Source organism: bacterium (assembly GCA_017744355.1).
Classification (GTDB): Bacteria; Cyanobacteriota; Sericytochromatia; order S15B-MN24; family UBA4093; genus JAGIBK01.
Map to the genome: position 1 here is coordinate 278941 of JAGIBK010000002.1, position 25333 is coordinate 304273.

At 67.5% G+C, this 25333-nt stretch carries 18 protein-coding genes; 7 read left to right on the forward strand and 11 right to left on the reverse strand.

Annotation, left to right across the window (positions count from 1 at the left end):
- Positions 1-8 precede the first annotated feature (8 nt).
- From J7643_06790 to J7643_06805, 4 genes are all read right to left on the reverse strand, one after another.
- On the reverse strand, positions 9-3425 hold the full coding sequence (locus tag J7643_06790; GenBank protein ID MBO9540282.1) for a hypothetical protein: 3417 nt from the start codon (positions 3423-3425) through the stop codon (positions 9-11).
- Between the two features lie 172 nt (positions 3426-3597).
- Positions 3598-5661 carry a (Fe-S)-binding protein gene (locus J7643_06795; GenBank protein ID MBO9540283.1) on the reverse strand — a complete coding sequence of 688 codons (2064 nt, stop codon included), beginning with the start codon at positions 5659-5661 and terminating at the stop codon, positions 3598-3600.
- 111 nt (positions 5662-5772) lie between these two features.
- Positions 5773-6750: an electron transfer flavoprotein subunit alpha/FixB family protein gene (locus tag J7643_06800; protein MBO9540284.1), complete on the reverse strand. Its 978-nt coding sequence runs from the start codon at positions 6748-6750 to the stop codon at positions 5773-5775.
- Between the two features lie 10 nt (positions 6751-6760).
- Positions 6761-7546 carry an electron transfer flavoprotein subunit beta/FixA family protein gene (locus tag J7643_06805; protein ID MBO9540285.1) on the reverse strand — a complete coding sequence of 262 codons (786 nt, stop codon included), beginning with the start codon at positions 7544-7546 and terminating at the stop codon, positions 6761-6763.
- 333 nt (positions 7547-7879) lie between these two features.
- Here J7643_06805 and J7643_06810 point away from each other — a divergent pair, with 333 nt between their 5' ends.
- Entirely contained in the window at positions 7880-8638 is a 759-nt protein-coding gene (locus tag J7643_06810) for a sigma-70 family RNA polymerase sigma factor (GenBank protein ID MBO9540286.1), read from the forward strand.
- Here J7643_06810 and J7643_06815 read toward each other — a convergent pair.
- Positions 8615-9346, reverse strand: a complete 732-nt coding sequence (locus tag J7643_06815) for a TrmJ/YjtD family RNA methyltransferase (GenBank protein ID MBO9540287.1) — start codon at positions 9344-9346, stop codon at positions 8615-8617. The two genes, J7643_06810 and J7643_06815, sit on opposite strands and share 24 nt — an antisense overlap.
- Positions 9347-9355: 9 nt before the next feature.
- Positions 9356-10267 carry a YegS/Rv2252/BmrU family lipid kinase gene (locus J7643_06820; protein ID MBO9540288.1) on the reverse strand — a complete coding sequence of 304 codons (912 nt, stop codon included), beginning with the start codon at positions 10265-10267 and terminating at the stop codon, positions 9356-9358.
- 123 nt (positions 10268-10390) lie between these two features.
- On the opposite strand from J7643_06820, the gene J7643_06825 reads away from it, so the two are divergent.
- Both J7643_06825 and J7643_06830 read left to right on the forward strand, forming a co-directional pair.
- On the forward strand, positions 10391-11677 hold the full coding sequence (locus J7643_06825; protein ID MBO9540289.1) for a hydroxymethylglutaryl-CoA reductase: 1287 nt from the start codon (positions 10391-10393) through the stop codon (positions 11675-11677).
- Positions 11678-11688: 11 nt separating this feature from the next.
- On the forward strand, positions 11689-12009 hold the full coding sequence (locus J7643_06830; GenBank protein MBO9540290.1) for a hypothetical protein: 321 nt from the start codon (positions 11689-11691) through the stop codon (positions 12007-12009).
- Positions 12010-12052: 43 nt separating this feature from the next.
- Here the strand turns inward: J7643_06830 and J7643_06835 are convergent, their stop codons facing one another.
- Positions 12053-14302, reverse strand: coding sequence for an MMPL family transporter (locus J7643_06835; GenBank protein ID MBO9540291.1), 2250 nt, complete (start codon positions 14300-14302; stop codon positions 12053-12055).
- A gap of 263 nt (positions 14303-14565) precedes the next feature.
- On the opposite strand from J7643_06835, the gene J7643_06840 reads away from it, so the two are divergent.
- The 3 genes from J7643_06840 (at position 14566) to J7643_06850 (ending at position 19466) form a co-directional block, all read left to right on the forward strand.
- The gene (locus J7643_06840) at positions 14566-15819 is read left to right on the forward strand and encodes a hypothetical protein (protein ID MBO9540292.1); all 1254 of its coding nucleotides are present in this window, start codon (positions 14566-14568) and stop codon (positions 15817-15819) included.
- 82 nt (positions 15820-15901) lie between these two features.
- A complete protein-coding gene (locus J7643_06845; protein ID MBO9540293.1) occupies positions 15902-16711 on the forward strand; it encodes a zinc ribbon domain-containing protein in 810 nt (269 codons plus the stop codon).
- A gap of 85 nt (positions 16712-16796) precedes the next feature.
- Positions 16797-19466: an AAA family ATPase gene (locus J7643_06850; GenBank protein ID MBO9540294.1), complete on the forward strand. Its 2670-nt coding sequence runs from the start codon at positions 16797-16799 to the stop codon at positions 19464-19466.
- 44 nt (positions 19467-19510) lie between these two features.
- Here the strand turns inward: J7643_06850 and J7643_06855 are convergent, their stop codons facing one another.
- The 3 genes from J7643_06855 to J7643_06865 form a co-directional block, all read right to left on the reverse strand.
- Positions 19511-19930: a hypothetical protein gene (locus J7643_06855; protein MBO9540295.1), complete on the reverse strand. Its 420-nt coding sequence runs from the start codon at positions 19928-19930 to the stop codon at positions 19511-19513.
- 15 nt (positions 19931-19945) lie between these two features.
- Positions 19946-21997 (reverse strand): hypothetical protein, encoded by a 2052-nt coding sequence (locus J7643_06860; GenBank protein MBO9540296.1) that lies wholly within the window; start codon positions 21995-21997, stop codon positions 19946-19948.
- Positions 21998-22090: 93 nt separating this feature from the next.
- Complete coding sequence (locus J7643_06865) at positions 22091-23092, reverse strand: threonylcarbamoyl-AMP synthase (GenBank protein ID MBO9540297.1); 1002 nt, start codon at positions 23090-23092, stop codon at positions 22091-22093.
- Positions 23093-23252: 160 nt separating this feature from the next.
- Here J7643_06865 and J7643_06870 point away from each other — a divergent pair, with 160 nt between their 5' ends.
- A complete protein-coding gene (locus J7643_06870) occupies positions 23253-24032 on the forward strand; it encodes a hypothetical protein (protein ID MBO9540298.1) in 780 nt (259 codons plus the stop codon).
- 90 nt (positions 24033-24122) lie between these two features.
- Here J7643_06870 and J7643_06875 read toward each other — a convergent pair whose 3' ends face one another.
- Entirely contained in the window at positions 24123-25295 is a 1173-nt protein-coding gene (locus J7643_06875; GenBank protein MBO9540299.1) for an alpha/beta hydrolase, read from the reverse strand.
- Positions 25296-25333: the final 38 nt, after the last annotated feature.

The following is a 25333-nucleotide window of genomic DNA, read 5'->3' on the forward strand; positions in this document are numbered from 1 at the left end:
CGGCTCCCTTACAGTTCCGGGGCGACGAGCCCCACCCTCAGCTGGGTCCTCGCGCCGCTCGTGGCGTCGATCTCGTCGATGCGGTGCCGGGTCCGGTTCGTCTGATAAAGCTTGCCACTGTAGTAGGCGATGCCGTAGCTGTTGTCGGAGTAGCCGAAGGGCTCGTCGCTCAGGCGTGTGAGGGATCCGTCCTTCATCTTGTAGACCGTCCCGTAGCCCATCCGGGTGAAGTACGCGGTGTCGGTGCCGTTGCTCGTCATTCCCCCGAAGTCGGTCTCGATCCGGGCCGTGCGCAGGAGGCTGCCATCGAGGGCTTGCTCCGTCACGACGGTCCAGGCGCCCGCGCGGCCGTAGGAGAAGAACTTCCCGTTGGTGACGAGGCCCGACCCGCGGGGCTCGCCGAAGTCGCCGCGCCCGTTGCCGGGGTGCAGGCCCGCGGTGAAGCAGGTGTAGGAGCCGTAGGCCATGAGGTGGACCCAGCCGGGATCCGAGACGTAGGCGAGATCGTCGTCCGACTGCTTGAAGGTCTTGATCAGCGTGTTGTAGTGCGATCGCACGGTGTCGTTGACCGTCACCCCGTCGGCCTCGATCCGGCGCAGGCGGGCGCCGTTCGTGGTGAGGAGCGCCCCGTCACTGGTGGTCTCGATGTCATACACATCCCCAGTCCCGAAGAACGAGGTGAAAGGGGCGCTCGCACCCTGGTAGCCCGCGAGGCGCGAAATCCGATCCAGGCCCCACTCGTTGACGTAGAGGGTGGTGCGATCCGCCGAGAAGGCGAAGCCGCGCGGATAGGAGAGACCCCCGATGGTCCTGAGGACCGAGCCATCCGCGACCTTGATCTGGCGCAGGTCCCCGCCCGAAACGTGGCTGTTGACCCAGAGATCGTTGCGGTTGGCGTCCGAGGCGAAGTTGGTCGGCTTGTTGACCGTTTCGTACTCGGCGAGGAAGGTGCCGCTCGCGTTGTAGACGATGAGGCTGCCGTTGCCCGACGGCCCCTGGTAGTCGGCGACCCAGATCCGGCCCGAGCCGTCCACGTGGATGTCCTGGGCGTCTTTCAGGCGGGCGGGATCCTTGAGCACCAGCGTGATCGTCGCCCCGGTGCTGCTGTGGCGCTGGACCCGCCAGATGCACCCCTCGTCGTGCCCGAGCAGATAGTAGTACTGGTGGTAGGGGCCGCCCGACTCGTCGCGGGCGATGGCGTTGGCCCTGCGCAGGATCGTGCGTAGGCGGCTCGGACCGGCGGCCAGGTTGGCGAGGTTGTAGGCCAGCACCTCGCCTTGTCCGGAGTAGGTGGTGTCGGGTGGATCGATGCTGGTGTTCGCGCGCAGGTAGACCGTGTTGTTGCGCAGCTGCAGCTCAGAGGCGTAGGCCGCCCCGAGGTTGTCGAGCACCATGGCAAGCGAGCCGTTCGGCCGAATCTGGGTCAGGGCGCCCAGCGCCGCCTGGTTGGTGTAGAAGATGCCCTGCGAGTCCCGCACGAGCCCCTTGGCGCCCGTGACGCCCTCGGCGTAGACCGAGAGGATGTTGTCCGAGCCGAGCTTGAGGATGCGTCCGGTGTCGGTGAGGATGAACTTGCCGTCGGCGTCCGCCCAGATCGAGGTCGGGTAGCTGATGCCGATGCCGATCTGGCGGCTCTCGGCCAGCGGGTTGACCCGGTAGATGCCGTTGCTGACGTTGTCCGCCACGTACAGGTAGCCCGAGGGGTCCGCGTCCATTCCCGCCGGGCTGGGCAGGCTCGCGAAGGCGGAGATGGGGCCGAAGCTCAGGGGGAGCGCCCCGGGCTGCGAGGTCAGGGGCATCCGGTAGACCGAATTGCCCGCGTGGTTGGTGACGTAGAGGTTGCCGCGGTTGTCGAAGGCGATACCCCAAGGGCCGCTCAGACCGGCCGCGAGCTGGCTTGCGCTGCCGGTCGTCTGGGTGGTCAGGGAGATGCTGAGGATGTTGCCCCCGTCGTGGTTGGCCAGGTAGAGCTTGCCGTCCGGGCCGAAGCAGATGCCGCGGGGCGCGTTCAGGGCGCTGCCCGTCACGCTCACTTGCTGGGCGCTCGCCCCAGCGCCGGCGACGACGAAGACCTTGTGAGCCGTGGCGTCGCTCAGGTAAAGCGCCCCGGAGGGCGAGAAGGCAATGCCGCTCGGGTTGGCGACCCCGCCCGCGGCGCTGTAGGGGGTGACGGTGGGCGGCGTGGCGCCCAGGTCGATCTGGTAGACACGGCGGCTCGCACCGCCGCACGCCACGTAGAGGGTGTTGTAGCCGCCCGTGCCGAAGGTCAAGGCGCTCGGGTTGTCCAGGCCGCTGACCACGGCGCGAACCCCCGTCTTGTCGGTGCCCGGCAGGCGCTCGACGACCGAGACGGTGCCCATGCTCTGGTTGACCACGTAGACGTTGCCGTTCGCATCGACCACGCTGTGCCCGTCGCGCGTCGCCAGGCGGAAGACGGGGCCCGAGAGGGTCTTGCCGTTGACCTGGATCGAGATGGGGCCGTTCACCGCGCCGGCGGGGACGCGAACGCTCAAGCGCGAAAGGTCCGGCGTCAGCTTGGTGACGGTCCCTTCGAGGGTGCCGCCCCCGTCGCCACGGAAGAAGACCCGGTTATCGATCGGGTCGAAGTTGCTGCCGACCAGATCGATGGTCTCGCCGGCGACCTGGCTGTCGGGACTCAGGAACAGGACCGAGAAGGGCAAATCGAGCAGCTTCACGCTGCTGGGCTCGTCCGCCGGCAGGCTCATCCAGCGGATGGGGTCCCGGTTCTTGGCGTAGGAGTCCATGACCAGGTCGTAGGCGCGCTGGACCACTGAGACCGGCAAGCGGGCAGGGTCGGGCGAGACGAAGGCGTCGGGGTAGCCCCCCTCGCTCTGGCCGGGGGCGATGCTGCCCAGGAGCGTCATGGGGTCGATCGCTTGCGGGGTGCCCTTGCGCAACCCGACGAGGGCCGCGAGGGCGGTGGTGGTCCCGTTGATGGACATGGCCGGCCCGACGCTCGTGAGGGTGCGCCAGCCCTCGTTGTAGTAGGCGATCGTCCGAGCCCGGACCACCTCGCCGCCCACCGCGTTGTTGGTGCCCTCGCCGCTCGAAAGCCCCTTGATGGCCTCGATGTAGTACAGGGTGCCGCGCACCGGCTTGAAGCCGTTGGAGAAGCGCATGACGAAGCGCCCCTTGGCGTCGGTGAGCACCGCGCTGACGGTGTTGCCGCTCGACACCTCGATCAAGGAGACGGTCGCGCCGACGGCGATGTCGGTGTTGAGGTCGGCCTGGATGCGGCGATCCCCGAAATCGAGCTGGCCTTCGAGCGCAAGCGGGGCGTGCTCCGCGCTCGGCGCGCCGATGCTCGCCTGCGTCATGGGTTTTGGGCAAGCCGTCAACAGCGAGAGCCCTAGAAGGGCGGCTGCGCAGGCGGCGATGGCCTTGAGCGGAGCGCTGCGAAACATGGCGTCAGTCCTGTAGAGCGGCGACATTGCGGGGCAGCGTCAAGCGGCGTCTAATTTCTCTTACCCGCTTGTTACGATTTGATGCATGTAACAACAGTTAAACAACTGCTTAAAAAAGCTTCGCCCCAGCCGCTAAACGGCTGGGGCGAAGCTTTTTGAGGGGGTCGAGAGCCTAGGCGTTCGTCGTGTCGGCGTCCTTCACGTCGGAGTCCTTGACGATCAGCGCCTGGGCGACCAGCTCGGCGATGTCCATGGTCTTGACCTCGTCGGTCTTGCCCTTGGCGTCCACGCCATCCTTGAGCATGGTCAGGCAGAAGGGGCAGCTCGAGGCGATGACCTTGGGGTTCTCCTTGAGGCCTTCCTCGACGCGGTTCTCGTTGATCCGCTCGCCGATGGTCTCCTCCATCCACATGCGGCCGCCGCCGGCGCCGCAGCAGAAGGAGTTGTCGTGGTTGCGCTCGAATTCCTTGACGCCGTTGGTCGAGAGCAGGTCGATGACCACGCGCGGCTGCTTGTAGACGCCGTTGTAGCGGCCCATGTAGCAGGAATCGTGGAACATGACGTCCTCGAACTCCTTGCTGACCTGGATTTTGCCCGACTCCATCAGCTCGGCGAGGAACTCGCTGTGGTGCAGGACCTTGTAGTTACCGCCGAACTGCGGGTACTCGTTCTTGATCGTGTTGTAGCAGTGCGGGCACGCGGTCAGCACGGTCTTGACGTCGTACTCGGTGAACTTGTCGACGTTGTACTTGGCGAGCTCCTGGAAGAGGTACTCGTTACCGAGGCGGCGGGCCGAGTCGCCCGAGCAGCCCTCTTCCTTGCCGAGGATCGCCACCTTGATGCCCGCCGTGTCCAGCACCTTGATGAGGGACTTGGCGACCTTCTGGCTGCGCTCGTCGAACGAGGCCATGCAGCCCACGAAGTAAAGGACCTCGATGGGCTTCTCCTGGGCCTTGGCTTCCTCGGCGGTCATGACGTCGAGGTCCTTGGCCCAGTCGGCGCGCTTGTCGTAGCCGATGCCCCAGGGGTTGCTCGAACGCTCCATCCCCGAGAAGACCTTGTTCAGCTCGCCGGGGAACTCGCCCTCCATCAGCACCTGGTTCTGGCGCATGGAGATGAGGCGGGGCACCTGCTCGATGAAGACCGGGCAGGCCGTCTCGCAGAAGCCGCAGCTGGTGCAGGCCCAGAGGGTCTCGGGCGAGATGACGTTGTCGATGAGCTTGACGGGCTCCTTGACGGCCGAGCCCGACTCGTCGGCCGGGGGCACCGACGCGGTATCGGCGCTGGCGAAGAGGTGGTGCTTGAGGTCGTCGTTGACGCCCTTGAGCGAGAGGGGCTTGTGGGTGACGTAGGTGGGGCAGCTCGAGAGGCAGCGACCGCACTCGGTGCAGGTGAAGAGGTCCAGCTCCTGCTTCCAGGTCAGGTCGTCGATGGTCGCGATGCCGAAGGACTCGGCATTCTCGTCCTCGAGGTCGAGCTTGGGGATGGCGAGCGCCGGCTGCTCCAGCTTGCGCAGGAACACGTTGGGCAGGCTCGTGATGACGTGCATGTGCTTGGACTTGGTCAGGTACACGCCGAAGGCCATCAGGACGGCCACGTGCAGCCAGTAGGCACCCACGTACAGGGCGTTGATCGCCCCCGCCGAGAGGCCCTTGAAGAGCATGGCCACCGCGCCGCCCGCGATGGAGAAGCGGGCCTCCTCGGCCACGTGGGGCAGGTATTCGGGCGAGGTGGGCAGGGCGAACTTGATGAACTTGGCCCCGTCATAGACGAAGTCCGACACCATCAGGAACCCGATCAGGTACAGGATCAGGTAGGCCTCGAACGAGTTGGTGAGGCGCTCGGGCTTGATGACGTAGCGGCGGTAGAGGGCGTAGCCCACCATCGTCAGCACCGTGACCTCGAAGACATCCTTCAGGAGGTTGTAGGCGTTGCCGATGACCCCGGGGATGTGCAGGTGCTCGTAGTAGCCCGCGCCGATGAGCATCGTGCTGCGCAGCAGCAGGATACAGAAGCCCCAGAAGATGAGCGCGTGCATCCAGCCGGCGGCCTTGTGCTGCTTGACGAGGCGCTTCTGGAGGATGCCGTACTCCCAGAGACTCTTGAGGCGCTCGGGGATGCGGTCGAGGCGATTCTCGGGCTTGGCCTTGAGCAGGAGGCTGTACTTCTGCCAGCCGAAGTAGGCGAAGAAACCGCCTGCCGTCAAGATCATGAGGGTGATGAGTATCGGACTCATAGCGATTCAATCCAATTCTAGGCGCGGGCCTGGAGGGGGCATCGGGTGCGCGGGGGTATCATGCGCGAGAGGGGCGGTCCGAAAACCGCCCCTTTCACAATGCGCTTAGGTCTAGCGGGCGGCCGCAGCCGTGCCCGCCTTGAGCTTCTTGAACTCTTCGATCAGGATGGGCACCGCCTCGAAGAGGTCCGCCACGAGCCCGTAGTCCGCCACGTTGAAGATGGGGGCGTCGGGATCGGTGTTGATGGCGATGATCACCTTGGAGGCGGTCATGCCGGCCAGGTGCTGGATGGCGCCCGAGATGCCGATCGCGAAGTAGACCTGAGGGGCCACGACGCGGCCGGTCTGGCCGACCTGGCACGAGTGGGGCATCAGGCCCGAGTCGCAGACGGCGCGCGAGCCACCGACGGCGGCACCCAGGGTGTCCGCGAGGTCCTCGATGAGCTTGACGCCCTCGGGGCCCTTCATGCCGCGGCCGCCGGCCACGACGATGTTGGCCTCGCCGAGGTCGACCTTGTCCGAGGTCTCCTTGAGGATCTCGCGCAGCACGACGCGCAGGTCGGCGCTCGGGGTCTCGAGCTTCACGACGTTGGCCGAGCCGGCCGCCTTGTCGGCGAGCTCGAAGGTGCCGGGCTGGGCGGTCACGACGGCCACGTCGCTCTTGAAGGCGACCTGGTTCATGACCTTGCCCGCGTAGGCCAGGCTCTTGACCGTGACCTTGCCGCCGTCGACCGAAACGGCCTTGGCGTCGGTCACGGCACCCGCGCCGAGGCGAGCGGCGAGGCGAGGAGCCAGGTCCTTGCCGAGCTCCGAGCCGCTGACCAGCACGAGCTGGGCGCCGCTCTGCTTGGCGGCATCCGCGACGGCCTTGACGTAGGTCAGGGTCTGGTAGCGCTCGAGGCTGGCGTCATCGGCCACGTAGACGGTTGAGGCGCCGTAGCCGGCGAGCTCATCGGCGAGGCCCGCAACGCCCGAGCCGACCACGACGGCCGAGGTCTCGAGACCCCAGCGGCGGCACTGGCTCAGCAGCTCGAGGCTGACCTTCTTGATGCTGTTGCCCTTGGTTTCAACGATGACTAAGGCTTTCATGGATCTCCTCCTAAACCGGCAGCTTGCCGTCGTTGACGAGCCAGTTCACGAGTTCGCGCGTGATCGCGCCGACCTCGCCCGTCACCTTGCGGCCGGTCTTGCGGCCTTCGGGCTGCTCGCGATTGACGATCTCGGTCTTGGAGCCGGTAGCACCCACCGCGTCGGCGGCGACGCCGATGCTCGAAAGCGAGAGCGTCTCGATTTCCTTCTTCTTGGCGCCCATGATCCCCTTCATGGTGGGGATGCGAGCCTCGCCGAAGTCGTTGCTGATGGTCAGGACGGCGGGCGTCTGGACGCTCAGGACTTCCTTGCCCTCGTCACCGACGCGACGGACCATGAGGCCGCCTTCGGGGGCGCGCTGGACGAAGATCAGGTTGGTCGCCTGGGGCCAGTCGAGGAACTCGGCCAGCATGGGGCCACCCTGGGCGGCGTCGGTGTCCTGAGCCTGCTTGCCCATGATGATGAGGTCGTAGCTGCGCTGCTTGGCGAGCTCGCTGACGGCCTTGGCGAAGGCGTAGGAGTCGCTGCCGTTGAACGCGTCGTCCTTGAGATGGATGGCGCGATCGGCGCCCATGCTCAGGCCCTTGCGCAGGGCCTCGAGCACGCGGTCGGGACCGATGCTCAGGACGGTCACGTCGGCTTCGGCGGCGTCCTTGAGCTGGAGCGCGGCTTCGAGAGCGGACTCGTCGTAGGCGTTGATGACGTAGCGCAGACCTTGGTCGGCGATCTGACCGTCCTTGAGCTGGATGTTCAGTTCGACGTCGACGACCTGCTTCAGGCAGACGAGGATCTTCATGGAGAGATGACCTCCGAAATCGATGCGTTGGCCATGCCCGAGGGGCACCGGCCTGGTTGAGGACTGGCGCGATCACGCACGGGCGGGGCCAAGAAGGCTGTCGAGGGGTAATCGCAACGCGCCATGCGGCACGCCCTCAACTTTACCACTGAAGCCGCAGTTTGTCCCGGCGTCGTTTCTTCGGGCGGCGGGCAGGTTGTGGCCCGCTCGTCCTGCCGGTGAGACGAAAATCACATGCCGACTGTGGGGACGGTTCTCGTAGCGAGCGAGCATCTTTGACAAGATCGGCTTCGAACGAGGTGATTCGTCCACTTTGCCCGGAGGTTGCGCGCCGTGATGACCGCTAGAGAGCCCCACTCGATGCCCTACCCGGATCGCCGCCATCTGGCCGAGATGGTTCGCGAGCACTTGCCGCTGGTCAGGCGCCTGGCGCGCAGCCACCACCTGCGCTCGGGGGTCGAGTTCGACGATCTGGTGCAAGTCGGCTGCCTGGGCCTGCTGCGTGCCATCCGGCGCTTCGACCCGACGCTTGGTCGGCTCTTCGAGGCTTACGCCTCTACGATGATCGTGGGCGAGATCATGCACTACCTGCGCGATAGCGCCACCTTGATCCGGGCGCCGCGGGAGCTGACCGAGCTGCGATCCACGGTCAAGGCGGCGACCTCGCGCCTCGAGCAGCAGGTCCAGCGCGAGCCGAGCTGCGAGGAGATCGCCCGCATCACGGGCCTTTGCCCGGCAAAGGTCGAAGAGGTCGTGGCCATGGACCGCTCGGTGCGTCCGCTCTCCCTGGACGCGGCGATGGATGCCGAGGACGAGTCCTCGCCCATGCGCCTGCAACTGGTGGATCAGCGCCAGAAGGCGGCCTCGCTCGCGGCCGAGGATCACATCATGGTGACCCAGGCCATCGCTCGGCTCTGCGCAAGGAGCCGTGAGGTGATCGAGCTCTCGTTCTTCCAGGATCTCTCGCAACAAGAGGTCGGTCGGCGGCTCGGGGTGTCGCAGACCCAGATCTCGCGCCGGGTGCGTCTGGCCCTGCGGGAGCTGTGCGAGCTGATGAGCGACGTGCGCTCAGGCGTCGAGCAGCGACGGTAGCTTTCGCACGACGGCCTGCACCAGGGCTGCCTCGTCGGCATCGAGCCGGGTGCGGCTCAGGATCCGGCGCAGGGTGTGGGCCTTGCTCGCGGCGTCGTGGGTCCGGAAGACCCCGAGGCGCTTCAGAGCCTCGGTGAGCCGTTCGCCCAGGGCATCGAGGGAGGCCTCCGAGGCGGCGGCCGCCAAGAGCGGCGTCTCGTCGGAAGCGGCTTGCAGGCTTGCCTGGTACCACTCGTAGGCGAAGACGTTGACCGCCATGGCGAGGTTGAGGCATGCGTCGGGCTCGCCCGGGATCCGAGCGATCTGGTGGAAGCGCTTCAGGGTTTCTTTGAGTAGGCCGTGCTTCTCGGTGCCGAAGACGAGGGCGACGGGCCCTGCCGGGGCGTGATCGCGAGCCAGGGTGGCCACCTCGCGCGGCTCGCGGGTGCGCAGATCCGCCGCCTCGTAGGGCCGCGCGGTGGTGCCCACGGCGAAGACCACGCCAGCCAGGGCCTCATCGAGGGTTTCGACCGCGCGGGCCTCGTGCAGGATGGCCTCGGCGCCTGCTGCCACGCGAATGGCGGTCGGATGAGTGGGCGAGACCCCGCCCTCGGCGATCACGAGCTCCTGTAGGCCGAAGTGGCGCATGGCGCGCGCGACGGCGCCGACGTTCTCGGGCAGGGTGGGGTGGACGAGGACGATCCGGGTCTTGGCGAGCAGCAGGGACATGGGGACTTTCTAGGCGAGGACGTGGAGGGCGCGGGGCACGACGCGCAGGGCGAAGGCGTCGGCGTGGGCGAGCACCTCGCCGTCGCCGATGAAGGTCTTGGGGACGGGGCTCGTGACGGCGAGGCTCTCGCCCTCGATCAGCCGGATCTCCTTGCGGCGGGTGTGGGCGCCGCCGAGGCTCATGAGGATCACCGTCAGGATGGCCCCCAGGCGGCTGCGGCGGGCCATGACGCAGACGCCGAGCCGGCCGTCGTCGGGCCGGGCCGAGGGGTAGGGGACCACGAGCTTGCCCAGCGAGGGTTGGTTGTTCACGAAGAGGGCGATGGTCGGGATCTGGCCGTGGTCCTCGCCGTCGATCGCCATTTCGAGGTCGCTGACGATGGAGCGGGAGCCTGCGAGCAACCCGAAGCTGTAGAGGACGTAGACCAGGGCGCCCAGGCGGCGCACCGTCTTGCTCAGGAGACCGGGCTTCGCCTTGAGGCGGTTGACGCCCACGGCGGTGTCGCTGACCACCCCGATGCCGCCCGCCGTCACGAAGAGGCGCCCGTTGACGTCGATGAGGTCCAGAACCTGCGGCTTGCCGTCTCGGATGCGGGCGCAGGCTCGTTCGAGCCCGAGCGGGATGCCGAGCTGGCGGGCGAGATCGTTGGCGGTCCCGGCCGGGACGATCGCGAGCCGCACGGGGGTGTGGGCCAGCTCGTTGAGGACGATGTTGACCGTGCCGTCGCCGCCGACCACCACGACGGTTTCGACGCCGTCCTGAGGAGCGCTGCGGGCGGCCGCCACCAGGTCGTCGTAGCTTTCGGGCACGACGATCTCGAAGTCGAGACCCGAGAGCGCCCGCGAAAGGCGCTCGAGCAGGTTTCGCTTGCAGCCGCTGCGGGCCTTGCGGTTGACGATGACACGGATCTTGGCTGGCATGGAGCCTCCCTTGTCTCTTTTATGCCCAGAATCGACGCGGGCGAAAGTGTGGGGGCTATTTGGGCTATATACTGGAAAGCAGTCGGCGGCTCGTTTTGAACCTCAGGAAGGATGTCCGCGCCCATGGATCCGCTACGGCCCGACTCCGCGCGACCGGCTTCGGTCCCCCACAAGAAGAGGTACACCCCTGAGGCCCTGCGCGATCGCAGACGGTGGGTCGAGAAGGCGACTGCTGCCGACCTCTCGCCCTTGAGCGGCGAAGAGGCGCCTTCGGCTGCGCTCTTTTCGGGCAACATCGAGGGGCACGTGGGCTTCGTCCAGGTGCCCATCGGGGTAGCGGGCCCCTTGCTCATCAACGGCGAGCATGCCCAGGGCGCCTTCTACGTGCCGCTCGCCACGACCGAGGGGGCCCTGGTCGCCTCGTGCACGCGCGGCATGCGGGCCGTCTCCGAGTCGGGGGGCGCCACCGTGCGGGTCGTCAGCGACCAGATGATGCGGGCGCCCATGTTCACTTTCGACAGCTTGACGGACGCGGTGGCCTTCGCGACCTGGGTCCGCGCGAGCGTCATGGAGATCCGCCAGGTGGCCGAGGCCCAGTCGCGGGTGGCGCGCCTGCTCTCGCTCGAGCCCATGGTGCTCGGGGACACGGTCTGCGTTCAGCTCTCGTTCCACACGGGGGATGCTTACGGCGCCAACATGGTCATGAAGTGCTGCTGGGCCGTCTGCCAGTGGATCGAGCGGGAATTCCCGGCCGCGACCGGCATCGCCCCGCGCGCCTGGTACGTGGATTCCCAGCTGGGCGGCGAGAAGAAGGTCAACGCCATGACCTACACCAGCAGCCTCAGAGGCAAGCGGGTGGTCGCCGAGACCCATCTCAAGGCCGACGTGATGCGCCGGATCCTGCGGGTGACCCCCGAGGCGCTCTTCGCGGCCCTCAACGCGGGGATGGGCCCGACGCTTGCCGCTCACATGCTCGGTTGCAACGTGAACTTCGCCAACGTGGTGGCGGCCCTCTACACCGCCACGGGCCAGGACATCGCGACGGTGCCCGAGTCCGCCCAGGGTCAGATCTCGTTCCGGTTGACGGACGAGGGGATGTACTTCGGGGTGATGCTGCCGAACGTGGTGGTGGCGACCGTCGGCGGCGGCACGGCGCTGCCCAGTCAGCGCGCGAGCCTGGAGATGCTAGACTGCTTTGGTCAGGGCAAGGCCCGGAAGCTCGCCGAGATCGTGGCGAGCACCGCTCTGGCCCTCGACCTTTCGACCTATGCGGCGATCGCCGCCGACCACTTCGTGCAGGCCCATGAGCGTCTGGGCCGCAACCGCCCGGCAGAAGAACTGCGCCGGGTGATTCCCGCCAAGCCCCAGGAGCGCTTCGTCGAACCTGGGACCGACCCCCTGGTGTCTTGAGAGGAGGCGTCATGCTGAGCCGTGAAGTGAAAGAGCTGCGATTCGCCTTCCTGCAGAAGGTCTACGAGCACACGGCCCATCTGCCGCGGGCCTTGACCTACCTGCGCGAGATCGGGACGACGCTCGGGTGCAACTACAAGCTCCTGGAGATGCTCTCCGAGTCGCTGCGCGACGACGGGCTGCTGGAGTTCAAGGGACCGGGCGGCGCCGTGCGGATCTCGAAGCAGGGGATCCTCGAGGTCGAGCGCCTCTTGAGCGCGGCCCCGAAGCCCACCGACCGCCTGGCGGTACCGGCGGAGCCTCAGGGCGAAGGGGCGGCCACTTCCGTCTAAATGAAAGAGGGGGATGGCCTCAGGCCATCCCCCTCTTTTTTGTTCAGCGCTTGAAGCCTGGGTACCAGTTGGCGCGGCCGGCCAGGCGCATGAAGGCGGGCAAGAGCGCAAGGCGGATGACGGTGGCGTCCACCAGGACGGCCACGGCGAGCCCCAGGCCCAGCATCTTGACGATCACGAAGTCCGCCCAGGCGAAGGCCCCGAAGATGGCCCCCATGATGAGGGCCGCGCTGGTGATGAGCCGCGCGGTGGACGCTACCCCCTCGACGATGGCCCGGGCGTTGTCGCCGGTGCGGTGGTAGGCTTCCTGGATGGCGCTGATGAGGAAGACCTCGTAGTCCATCGAGAGGCCGAAGACGATGCCGAACAGCATCAAGAGGATGAGGATGGGGATGGGCATGCTTTCGTGCACGTGGCCGAGACCGATGAGGCTCTTGCCCCAGCCGAGCTGGAAGACCGCGACCACGGCCCCGTAGCCCGCCGCCACCGAGAGCAGGTTCAGGACCACGGCCTTGAGGGGCACCAGCAGGGACCGGAAGGCGACCGCGAGCACCACGAAGGTCGCGGCGATCACGCAGCCGACGACCCAGGGGAAGCTGTGGCGGATGGCGTTCTCGTGGTCGTTGTAGTAGGCGGGAGTGCCCCCGACCATGAGGGTGAGGCCGCCGGGTAGCGAGGTCGAGCCGAGGCGCTCGGCCAGCTTCCTGAGCGCGGGCAGGTCCTGCGATCGCTTCGGAACGACCTGGAACAGGGCCATGGTGCGGTCCTGGCTCACGAACAGCTGGCTGACGAGCGGGTAGCGCGCAAGGGCCGCCTCGGGGTCCCGGTAGAGCATGAGGTACTGGAGGGGGCTGAAGCCGAGGCCCAGGTCCACGGGGCTTGCGACGGACGCCACGAGCCCTTCGCTTCGAAGGTCGGCCGAGAGCTTGAGGAGGGCGGGCAGGTTCTTGCCCGCGAGCACCGGCCCTGCCGGGTCCTTGACCACCAGCTGGAGGGGGATGAGGGCGCCGCTCAGCTCCATCTGCTTGAGGGTCTCGACCCCCTGGACCGACTCCATGTAGGCGGGGAAGAGCTGGGTGTCGGGATAGCCTATCTCCATGCGCAGGGCAGGGGCCGCGAGGGCGAGGAGCACGGCGATGCTCGCGAGGCTGGTGCGGATGGGGCGATCGCTGACGTAGCGGACCCAGCGCTCCCAGTGGGTGCGGGTCGTGCCCTCTTGCAGCCGATCGGAGAGCCAGCGCGGGGCGTTGATGCGATCGCCGAGTGCTGCGAGGACGGCCGGAGTCAGGGTGAGGGCGAGGACCACCGACACGGCCACCACCAGGATGCCCCCGAGCCCGATGGAGCGGGTGTCCAGCAAGGGGGTGAGCATCAGGCCGCCGAGGCCGATGAGGACGGTGAGCCCCGAGAAGGTGACGGCGCGGCCGGCGGTCTCCATGGTCTCGGCGATCGCGGGCGCCACCGCGCCGTGGTGCCGCAGCGCCCGGCGGAAGCGATGGACCATCAAAAGCGAGTAGTCGATCCCGACGGCCAGGCCGATCATGGTGGCGACGTTCTGGACGTAGATCGAGAGCTCGAAGCGGCCGCTGACCAGGTAGCAGATCCCCAGCGTGACGACGGTGGCTGCCATGCCCGCCAGTAGCGGGACGCCGGCTGCGATGAGGCCGCCGAAGGCGACGAGCAGCACCAAGAGGGTGAGCGGGATGAGGCGCGCTTCGGCTCGCGAGGTGTCGTCGCTGCTGTAGCGGTTCATGTCGTAGGTGATGGCGGGCATCCCGGTGACGGCGAGCGAGAGCTTCGGGAGGTCGACGCGTTCGCGGGCTTCAGCCGCTTGGACGACGGCGTGCACCCGCGGGACCAGGTTCACCGCCTCGCTTGCGTCCTTCGCCTTGAGGCCGACCAAGAGGACTGCCTGCGCGCCCGCCTCGCCCCGCAGCTTCACCGGCGAAACGTCGCCCGGGGCGAGAACCTGCTCGATCACGGCGTCGCGGCGCAGGTCCTCGGCGAGGGCGCCGATGGCGCGCTCGAGGCGCGCAGGATCGCTTGAAGTGCCCCCTTCCGAGACCGTGACGGCGACCAGGTGGGTGTAGGGGTTGCGGAACTTGTGGCGCAGCACCTGCTCAACCGCCTCGGAAGGGCTGCCAGGGACGCCGGCCGAGCCGCCCGAGAGCACCTGGGAGATCCGCGTCGAGCCCAGCGAGGCCACGCCGATCACGATCGCCCAGGCGATGAGGATGGCCCAGCGGAACCGGACGATCCAGTGACCCAGGGCGGCATAGCGGGAGGTGGACAAGGTGATCTCCTTTGAGCGGGCGCGCAATGTGGCTCATGTACCCTTGCTCGGGCTTTTGTATGGGGAAAGAAGGCCCGAGCGAGCAATAACTTCGGCGGCGAGCAAGTGATGGCGGGCCTGTGCCCCATGCCGTGCGCCATCACGCCTCTCGCCAGGCCGCTGAGATTTGGCGGCTAGCTGAAGAGCGTTCGTTGTGAGGGGCGACGAGGAGATATACCATCGCTCTTGCTCAGGAAGAGGAACCCCTTGAAGGAGGTTCTGAAATGAGACGCCCTACTTTACGTGCGTGTGCCATCGCCCTTTCGCTTGGCTTGCTGGGTTGCATGGCTTCGGCCCCGCCCCTTCCGCCCGAGGATCCCGCCCAGAACGCACCGGTCCCGACTTACGGGATGGCGCCCAAGGATGAGGCCGCCCCGATTCCCCGGGCTTACCTGGAGACGCCCGATCCGACGCCGCTGCCCATGGCAAGCGCCGCTCCGCCTCCGACTTCCCAGGCTTCGGGGGCTACGCTCACCATTCCGTCGCAGCCGGCGCTGACTCTGGGCGACTTGCAGACCAACCTGCCGCCCAAGATCTCGCAGCAGATGGCCGGCAGCCTCTTGCGTCCGCTCGATCAGGGCGCATTCGTCAACGCGCCCTTCCCGGCCTCGCCGGGGCCGGTGGGCGACGCCTGGAGCTACGGGGCCATCACGCCCCTGGTGGATTACGGGGTCTACAACCGCTGTCTCTATTACCCTTACCGCTCGACCTGGGTGCCTTACATCCTGGTGGACAACTACTACTACCCGTACATGTACGCGCCCACCTTCCTGCCTTTGTGGACGGGGTGGTGCCTCTACCCGGTGCTGGTCTTCCAGGCGGGCCACTACTACCCCTATTTCTTCCGGAGCTTCTCCTACCACTACGGCTACCCGGACTGGGAGTACAACTGGCGCGACTACCGTCGCCGCTACCAGGAGATCGACTGGGATCGCGTCGGCCGCTGGAAGGGACGCCACTACGACGACGAGGACTTCAAGCGCTGGCGCGACGGCAAGCCCCGCCGCGGCGATCGCGACAAGTGGAAGCCGAGCGAACCGCCCCGGCGCGGAGAGGGTGGCCCTCGCGAGCAGCCTGATCGCCCCAGCAGCCCCCGTCCCGATCGGACGCCCCGCCCCGAGCGGAGCGAACGGCCGGATCGGCCCAACCGTCCGGATCGTCCGGAAACGCCCGCACCGACGGAGCGCCCCGACCGGCCGGAACGCCCCAATCGTCCGGATCGGACCCCTCGCCCCGAGCGGAGCGAACGGCCAGATCGCCCTAACCGGCCGGATCAAGGGGAGCGTCCCGACAGGCCGAATCGGCCCACGCGGGATCGCGGCACCGAGGGGCGGGACGGTCGCATTCAAGATCGGCCTGAGGTCGTGATTCTGCCCGTCGAGGAGGCGACCCCCTCGGCGGGGGACGACGCCTCGAAGCGGCCGGGCCGAGGGCGGGGCGATCGCACCCGTCCAGCTCAGGAGCTTGACGCGGACTAGGCCCTGACGGCTTGCCTTGTCACCGGGGGAGCGGGATCCTATACTGGATCCCGCTCCCCCGGTGCGGACGTTGGAGGCCTTGATGCATCCCCAGACCTGCGCAGAGTGTTCGACCGAGTTCGATCCGACCGACAAGTTCTGCCGTGAATGCGGCGCCCGGCGCGCCCCCGAGACTTGCGAGGCCTGCGATACCGCGCTTCTGCCCGAAGCCCGCTTCTGCATCCAGTGCGGGGCACCGGTGGCCGGGGCAGCTCCGCGCGCGGACGCCGAGGCCCTCGCGCGCCGCGGGACCCACGAGCTGGGCGATCGCCGGATCGTGACGGTCATGTTCACCGAGCTCATCGGCCTCGCCTCCATGACCGAGCGCCTGGACCCCGAAGAGATCAGCGACATCGTCAACCAGTTCTTCGCCGTCCTCACCGAGCCCATCTACCGCCACGGCGGCATCGTGGACAAGTACATCGGCGACAGCGTGGTCATGTCCATTTTTGGCGTCCCTACCGTGCGGGCGGACGACCCGGAGCGCGCGGTCAGCGCCGCCTGGGCCATGCTGCAGGCGGCCCGCGAGTTCGCCGACGCCCTGGAGCCGCGCATCGGCGTTCGTCTCGCCATCCGCTGCGGTCTCAACACGGGCATGGTCGTCGCCGGCGAGGTGGGCGGCGCCCAGAAGCGCGACTTCACGGTCATGGGCGATACGGTCAACCTCGCCCAGCGCATGGAGGCCAACGCCAGCCCCGGCGGGATCCTGGTCGCCTCCGAGACCTACGAGTGCTCGCGCCATGCCTTCGACTACCGCGTGCTCGACCCCATCAAGGTCAAGGGCAAGGAGCTTCCGGTCGCCGTCTTCGAGGTGGCAGGCCCGAAGCTCGCTGAGGCCGAGGTCCACTCCTAGAAGGTCAGGACGGGCGTTTTCACCCCCGTGCCGCTGTGCTAAGATCCCCCCGACGCGAGGAGCTTCTCAACTCGGGAGGTGAACGATGCTGTGCGCGAACTGCGGCGAGAGACCCGCGACTTTCCACTTCACGCAGACGGTCAACGGCCAGCGACAGGAAGTCCACCTGTGCGCCCACTGCGCCTCTCACTTCAAGGCCGAGCGCGGCGCCGGCGAGTTCGGGGGCTTCGGCCTGGACAATATGATCGAGCGGGTCTTCGGCGTGAGGCCTGCAAGCGCGGATAGCTTACTCGACAGGCTCTCCGACGATTCGCGCCGGATCCTGCAGGCCGCCGCGAGCGAAGCGGCCGAGCGCAACATCCCCCGCCTCGAGAGCGAGTTCCTCTTGCAGGCCTTGTTGCAGGACGAGCAAGTGGGGCCCGGCATCGTTCAGCAGTTGGGGCTCGATTCGCAGGCGATCGCCGCGCGGATCGACGAGCTCTATCCTCGGCAGGGGGGCGAGCGTCCGACCCAAGTTCGCATGACCCCGCGCCTCAAGCGCGCCGTTCGCCTTGCGAGCGATGCCGCCTACATGCAGGGCACCTACACCATCCGGCCCGAGCATCTGCTCATGGGCCTGATGGAGGAGGGCGAGAGCCTCGCCTCCCAGATCGTGCAAGAGGCGGCCGAGCGTGGCCTGCCCCAGGGTGAGGCGCCGCGCGCCGGGGTTGCGGGCACTACGCCCCGCGCGCCACGAGGCGGCAAGACGCCGAACCTGGACAAGTACACCCGCGACCTCACCGAGCTCGCCAGGACCAACAAGCTCGACCCCGTGATCGGCCGCAGCGAGGAGATCGAGCGCGTCATCCGCATCCTCAGCCGCCGCACCAAGAACAACCCGGTGCTCATCGGCGAGCCCGGGGTGGGCAAGACGGCGATCGCAGACGGCCTCGCCCAGGAGATCGTCCAGGGCGAAGTACCCGACATGCTCAAGAACAAGCGCGTGCTCGCGCTGGATCTCGGCGCGCTGGTCGCGGGCACCAAGTACCGCGGCGAGTTCGAGGAGCGCCTCAAGGGCATCATGGACGAGATCAAGGCCCAGGAGGGCGAGATCATCCTGTTCATCGACGAGCTCCACACGGTGGTGGGCGCAGGCGCCGCCGAGGGCTCCATGGATGCTTCCAACATGATCAAGCCCGCCCTCTCGCGCGGCGAGATGCGGACCGTGGGCGCGACCACCCTGGATGAGTACCGCAAGCACATCGAGAAGGATGCCGCCCTGGAGCGCCGCTTCCAGCCGGTGCTGGTCGCCGAGCCCTCGGTCGAGCAGACCATCGAGATCCTGCGCGGCCTGCGCGACCTGTACGAGGCGCACCACGGCGTCGAGATCTCCGACGAGGCCCTGGTGGCCGCCGCCGAGCTCTCAGAGCGCTACGTGAGCGATCGCTTCCTGCCCGACAAGGCCATCGACCTGATCGACGAGGCGGCCTCCATGAAGCACCTGGGCAGTCGTCGTGAGCCCCGCGAGGTCAACGAGCTGGAGGACCGCATCGTCCGTATTGAGCGGGACAAGGAAGAAGCCGCGCGACAGGAGAACTTCGAGCGCGCGAGCAAGCTCAAGGCCGAGGGAGACGTGATCCGCGAGCGGCTCGATCACCTGCGCAAGGGCTGGCGCGAAGAGCGCGGCGGCTCCACCCCCTGCGTCAGCGAAGAGGACGTGGCGCGGATCGTCGCCGAATGGACCGGGGTGCCGGTCGAGAAGCTCGTCCAGGAAGAGAAGGAGCGCCTGCTCAAGATGGAAGAGGTGCTCCACCAGCGGGTCGTTGGCCAGGACGAGGCGGTCACCGCGGTCGCCGAGGCGGTGCGCCGCTCGCGCACCGGCATGAAGGATCCCAAGCGCCCCATCGGCTCGTTCATCTTCCTGGGGCCAACCGGGGTGGGCAAGACGGAGCTCGCCAAGGCGCTCGCCGAGTACCTCTTCAACGACGAGGACGCCATGGTCCGGCTCGACATGAGCGAGTTTCAGGAGAAGCACACCGTCAGCCGCCTGGTCGGTGCCCCTCCGGGCTACGTGGGTTACGAAGAGGCAGGCCAGCTGACCGAGGCCGTCCGGCGCAAGCCCTACTCGGTGGTCCTCTTCGACGAGATCGAGAAGGCCCACCCGGACGTCTTCAACGCCCTGCTCCAGATCCTCGATGACGGGCGCCTGACCGATAACAAGGGGCGCACCGTGGACTTCAAGAACACCGTCGTCATCATGACCTCCAACGTCGGCGCCCACCGGATCTTCGATCGTGAGCAGGCCGGAGACTCCTGGGACGCCATCAAGCAGGAGGCCCTGGACGCCTTGAAGGCGAGCTTCAGGCCCGAGTTCCTCAACCGCATCGACGAGATCATCGTCTTCAAGCCGCTCAACAAGGAGCAGATCCAGACGATCGTCGATCTCATGCTGGTGGGGACCCGTCGCAAGCTGCACGCGCAGGGCTTGACCCTCGAGCTGTCGGGGGCGGCCAAAGACGCGCTCGCCGAGCGAGGCTTCGATCCCGCCTACGGCGCGCGGCCCTTGCGCCGCGCCATCCAGCGCGAGATCGAGACGCCCATCAGCCGCCTCTTGCTCGAAGCGGAGTTCCAGCCGGGCGATATCCTGCGGGTCGATTACGCCGACGGCCGGTTCACCTTCTTCCGAGCCCCCCGCGAAGCCGAGCAGCCTGCGACCTCCGAGGCGGCAGCCGCCATGCAGAGCGTCCTGCCGGAACCGCCGAACAGGGAGCCGTGACCCGGCAATAGAAAGAGGGGCCCCCGTCGGGGGCCCCTCTTGGTTTAGCGCGGGGCTGCGAAGTCCCGGATGTTCTCGATGGTGTAGTTGTGGTCGTCCATCAGCTGGGGGTACCACCCCACCGTCACCGTTAGATCCGGGTTGTCCACGTCGAGGGTGTCCAGCTCCTGCACGTACTCGGGCTTGAGGACCATGTCCACCACCAGGCGGTTGGTCTGGGCCGCACGCAGGGCCTCCACCGGCACTTTCCAGCTCGCCTCGCGGGCGATCCGGTCCAGGGCGTTGACCACGAAGCGTTTGGGGGCTTCGAGGCTGACCTCCACCGACTGGGGCACCCCGTCCGGATCCGTCACGACCCGCAGCACCCCGTCGGGGGCCCCCAGGCGCGAGACGAAGGGCAGGGCATCGAGCGAAAGCTCGTGGGTGCGCATGCCCGTCAGCAGATCGATTGTCCAGTTTCCCATGATATCGCTCCCCGCTTAGTGGCCGGTGCCCGAGCTGGTAGCGGCCGGCTGCCGCTGGATGATGGTGTGCTCGGCCATGGCGCTGTTCAGGTTCTTGCCGCCGTAGGCGCCGGGATCCAGCGCGACCTCCTGGCCGTGTCCTATCGTACCCTTGATCTGGTTGCCCTTCACGTCGAAGCCGAGCTCCCCGGTCGTGACGTGGCTGCCCGTCACGCTCGCGACGTTCAGCTTGTTCATGTCGAGGCGGTAGCCCTGGCCGATCATGTCGGCGACGGCGCTCACCGGCTGATCCTTCATCTGCTTCTTGAAGGCCTCGAGGGCCTCGGGCTTCATCTGGTAGGTGATGGTGACGCTGTCCTCTTCTTCGAGGCGCGCGAGGGCCTTGGAGCTGATGCGGCGCCCCTGCAGGTCCTCGGTGCCCAGCCCGCTGAATTGCTCCTTGGTCATGGTCTTCTGGATGCTCGCCCCCACGATGTCGCCGTTCTTGTCGAGGGTGACGGCCATGGTACGGCTGTCCGCGCCGCCGACGCCCGTCGCGAAGTCTCCGATGTTCCCGGAGGCTTGCGCCTGGCCGTTGACGGTCAGGTACAGGGTCGTCGTGTCGCTGCGGAAGTCCTTGTTGGCACCGACCTTGACCTCGCCGCCGATGGCGGCGCTGAGGCTGGCCACGTTGATCTGGGAAGCGGCGATGGCTTCGTCCACGACCATGCCCTTGACACCCGCCGGACCTTCGACGCCTTCAGGCGCGTCGGCGTTGTTGTGGACGCCCAGCGAAACTCCCGCATCGATCGACGCGTTGGCGTACACGCCCCCCTCGCCCCGGATCTCGGTCAGGCGGCTGGCAAAGGCGGAAATGTCGCGGGACAGGTCCGGGGCGTTGGAGGCGGCGAGCGCCATGCCGATCCCCGGGATGGAGGCCTCGAGCGTGCTCTTGGAGGCGGACTTCATGATGCCCGTGAAGGCTTCCATGTCCTTGGTGTCGTTCGGGTCGAATCGGAACTTGAGCTCGACCTGGCCCGAGACCCCCGCCTGCGCCTCGGCGCCCGCGTTCATGTCGACGCCGCCCATGTAGGCGCCTTCCGCCTTGCCCTTTTGCATGGCGAATAGCTCCGCCTGGATGCCGACCCCGACGTTGGCATCGACCGTCAGGGAGACCTCGAGCTCGGTGGGCGGGCGGCCTTTCTCGTCCTTGGGCTCGTTGACGGCCTTGCCCTCGGAGTCGGTCTTTTGGACACGCTTGATTTCGGCCTGGGCGCCTGCGCCGACCTGGTAGCCGCCGATCTGGGCGTCGCCTTCGAGCTTCATGAAGACCGACTCGCCGGGTTCGAGACGATTGGTGACGAGCTTGCCGACCGCGCCGGTCTTCTCGCCCTTGTACTGGTCGTCCTTGCCCAGCACGCTGTTGTCGAGGGCGGGGTCGATCAGCTTGTTGACGACGTAGTCCTTGCCGTCCTCGATCTTCTCGTCAACGTAGTCGACGCCGTCTTTGACGGCCTTGCCGACCGCCTTGGCACCGCTCACCACGGCGCTGCCGGCATCCTGCACGCTGCCCAGGAGCTTGCCGAAGAAGCCCTGCTCCTCTTCGGCCTCCTTCTTCGCGGCTTCCTTCTTCTCGGCTTCCTCTGCGGCCTTCTTTTCGGCCCGGGCTTCAGCCTTTGGGTCGGGATCCTTCGCGGCCAAGGCATCGGCCTTGGCGTCACCGACCTTGGTCTTGGCGTCGGCGGCCTTGACCTCAGTCTTCGCCTCCGGCTTTTCTTCGGGCTTCTTCTCGGCCTTGGGTTCGGGCTTCGGCTCGGGCTTTGCCTTGGGCTCGGGCGGGGCATACGCGGCAAGGCGCGCCTCGCGCTTCTCGGCCATCTTTTCCTTGGCCTGCTCTTCGGCCTTCTTCTTCGCGGCCTCGGCGGCGGCCTTGCGGGCAGCTTCCTCAGCGGCCTTGCGAGCAGCTTCTTCGGCAGCCTTACGAGCGGCTTCCTCCGCGGCCTTGCGGGCGGCTTCCTCGGCGGCCCTGCGGGCAGCTGCTTCCGCAGCCTTGCGCGACGCGGCGTTCTTGTCGTTGCCAATTTTCATGGAAGCCCTCCCAATTGAACCGTTGATCGTTCACTAAGGGAGGGTATACCCAGGCAAGCAGTAAATGTTCAGCCCTGGGGACGTAATTACGGATTAGCGTTCGGCGGCGCGCCCCAGGCGATCGCGGACCGCCGTCCACGCGTCGGTTTCGGGCGGGCGTTCGACCAGGATGCGTGAGACCCCCTGCGCGTCGAGCGCATGCAGGGTGGCGTAGAGCGCCGCGGCGTAGCCCTCGGGGTCACGGGGCAACTCGTGGACCCTGGCCTGCGTCAGCCCTGCCGGCGCTGGGCCGATGGTCAAGACGGCGACCGGCCCGCCGCCCGCTGCCGCGAGCGCGGGAACGAGGGCCTCTCGGCCGTCGATGAGGCTGAGGGGCGCCTTGGGGGCGTAGTGCCGGCGGGCGAGGCCCGGCGAGGCCTGGGGCCCTTCGCCGGGGACGAGGTGCGCCATGCGCGCCTCTGGGGCGATCCGTCGGATCGCGTCGAGGCTCACGCCCCCCGGCCGCAGCACCGTGGGCACCTCGCCCGTGAGATCCAGGACCGTCGACTCGATCCCGACGGCGCACGAGCCGCCGTCCACGATGGCGTCGACGCGATCGCCGAGGCCCGCGAGCACGTGCCGCGCCTCGGTGGGCGAGATGCCCATGTAGGGATTGGCGCTGGGGGCCGCCACCGGGATGCCCGCTTCCTTGAGCAGGGCGAGTGCGACCGGGTGCGCCGGAATGCGCACCCCGACCGCGCCCAGGCCGGCGGTGACCAGATCGGGAATCTCGGGACGCTTTGGCAAGAGCAGGGTGAGGGGGCCGGGCCAGAAGGCAGCGGCCAGCCGATCGGCGATCGGGGGCCAGGTGGCTGCGATCGCGCGAGCCGCGTCCACATCGGCCACGTGCACGATCAAGGGATTGGTGGCAGGGCGCCCCTTGCTCTCGAAGATGCGGGCGACGGCCGCGGGGTTGCGCGCATCCGCGCCCAGGCCGTAGACGGTCTCGGTGGGGAAGGCTACCAGCCCCCCTTTGCGGAGCAGGGCCGCGGCGGGGGCGAGCTGGGCGAGGTCCGGAGCGGCCGGATCGACCTGGATCAAGCGTGGAGCGTGCATTTCACCATTCTGGCACCTCTGGAACCCTCGGGCAAGCTCCCGAAACACCGCGCTTTACTCCTACTTCTTGACGTTTTCTTAAGGCAAGCTTTGCCCCCAGGGGCGGGACAAATGACAGAAGACGACGACTCGTCTTCATCCGAAAAGGAGTGGAAGCACCATGCACCTCAAAGCCCGTAGGGGCCTGCTGGTCTCGCTCAGTGCAGCCTTGCTGATGGCGGGCTGTGGCCAGGGGCCGGCGAAGATCGCCACCACCTCGACCGACACGTTCGACGCTCTGACCACCAAAGGCCTGCGCGAAGGCTTCAAGGCCCTTCACAACCATATCTTCGACCTGGTGGACACCAACCAGGATCGCGGCATCGACGAGGCCGAAGCGAGCCGCTACTTCGACATGACCACGGAGTTTCCGGTCCTCAGCCGGAGCGTCGGCGTCCAGCGTGGCAACGGTCGAATCTCGCGGAGCGAGTTCCTGATGCACGCGACGCGCGGGGCTTTCCTGGGCTCCTTGGACACGCCCAAGGTCTTCGCCCAGCGGACCCGGACCTACCTCACCACCTACTTCGACCGTCTCGATCGGCCGGTTGCCGCCAACGCCCCGAAGGGGGACGAGTGGCTCACCTACGCCGAGCTGGCCGATCCGATGGTCGCCGAGCTCGGGATGAGCTTTGTCTACGAGAAGTTCCGCCTCCGCGTGACACTTTCCGCCTTCGATCCCGCGGACGTGGTCGCGGTGGATCTGAACAAGGACGGCCGCCTCTCGCGCGCCGAGTTCGAAGACCTCTACATGACCACCGTCTTCCGGCAGGTCCGTGCGGCGTATCCCGTCGGCACCCCGGGCGTCGCGCCGACCCCGACCCCCCAGCCGACCTTGCGCCCCGCGCCGCTTCCGACCCCGACCGCCGATCCTTGTCCGGCCTGTCCACCTCCCGAATACTGATCCGCGAAGGGCCCGGCAGCTGCCGGGCCCTTTCTTTTTCCCTGCATGACAAACGAGGGGCAGGTTCAACCTGCCCCTCGTCGTGTGTCTTTAGAGCGCTTGCTGAAAGAAGTCCTGGACGCGGCGCTCGTAGGCTTGGCCTGCGACCTTGTGCGAGGTGCCACTTTCGCCGCCAGGTACCATGTAGAGGCTCTTGCTCCCCGCCTTGGCGTCGTACAGGGCCTGCGCGGTGCCGCCGCTCAGGCTGCGATCCGCGTCGCCCTGAATGAAGAGTGCGGGCGTCTTGTCGAGCGCGGCCACGTTGCGCAGGGCGTCGCCCGCATCGAGCGAGGCCTTGCTGCGATGGGCGAGAAGCCCCCGGCCCGCACGGGCCGCCATGGTCGTCAGGGGATAGCGGTGCGCCTTGGCGCGCAGGGTGAGCTCGTCGAGGATCGAGGCATACGTTCCGTCGGTCGCAACGGCCGCGACGTCCGGGCTCTGGGCAGCGGCCGCGAGGGCGGCAGCACCCCCCATCCCGAGGCCGAGCACGCCGATCCGCTTGATGCCCCTGGCCTTGAGGTAGCTCACCGCCGCGAGCACGTCGTGCGCCTCGTTGGCCCCGCCGGTGGAGCGGGCTGAATCCGAGGCGCCGTGGTTCCGGAAGTCGAAGGCAAGCGTGTGGTAGCGCTGGTTCAGGAAGGCACCGTACTCGTTCATGGCGCTCTTGGTCGAGCCCTGGCCGTGGCAGAGGATGATGGCGCGATCGCTGGGCTCGCAGGCGGGCACGTAGGTGAAGGCCAGCGAGAGCCCGTCCGAAGACGCCAGGCGGTTGTCACCGGGCTGGGAGGGGTGTGCGCTCGCTTGCGACGGGTTGAGGATCTCGTTCGAGAGCTTGTAGCCGACAAAGACGAGGTAGCCTGCGAGCACCCCGCCCGTGAGGCCGATGGCCGCGAGCAGCGCCGGGTCGGACGGCACGAACGAGTATCCGAGACCCGCATCCGGCTGGTCCGAGAAGAAGCCTTCGAGCTCTTGCTTGGAGAGGCGCGCGTCTCGGTTGGTGTCGGCCTTGGCGAACTCGGCCTCGCTGAACAGGGCGGAGGCCCCCTTTCTGAGGGTGCCGTCTCCTGAGAGCCCAAGGCTCGAGTAAAAGTTTTCGGGCGCCTGCTGAGTCTGGGACAGCCTCGAAGAAACAGGCGAGGTACCGCAGCCAACGAGCAACGAAACCGCCACGGCAACGGCGGTGATTCGGCCGGCGCGCGATGGGGTGCCTGGTCGGAAACGCATGAAGGCCTCCTCGATATGACGCGTACTACTCTCGTTTT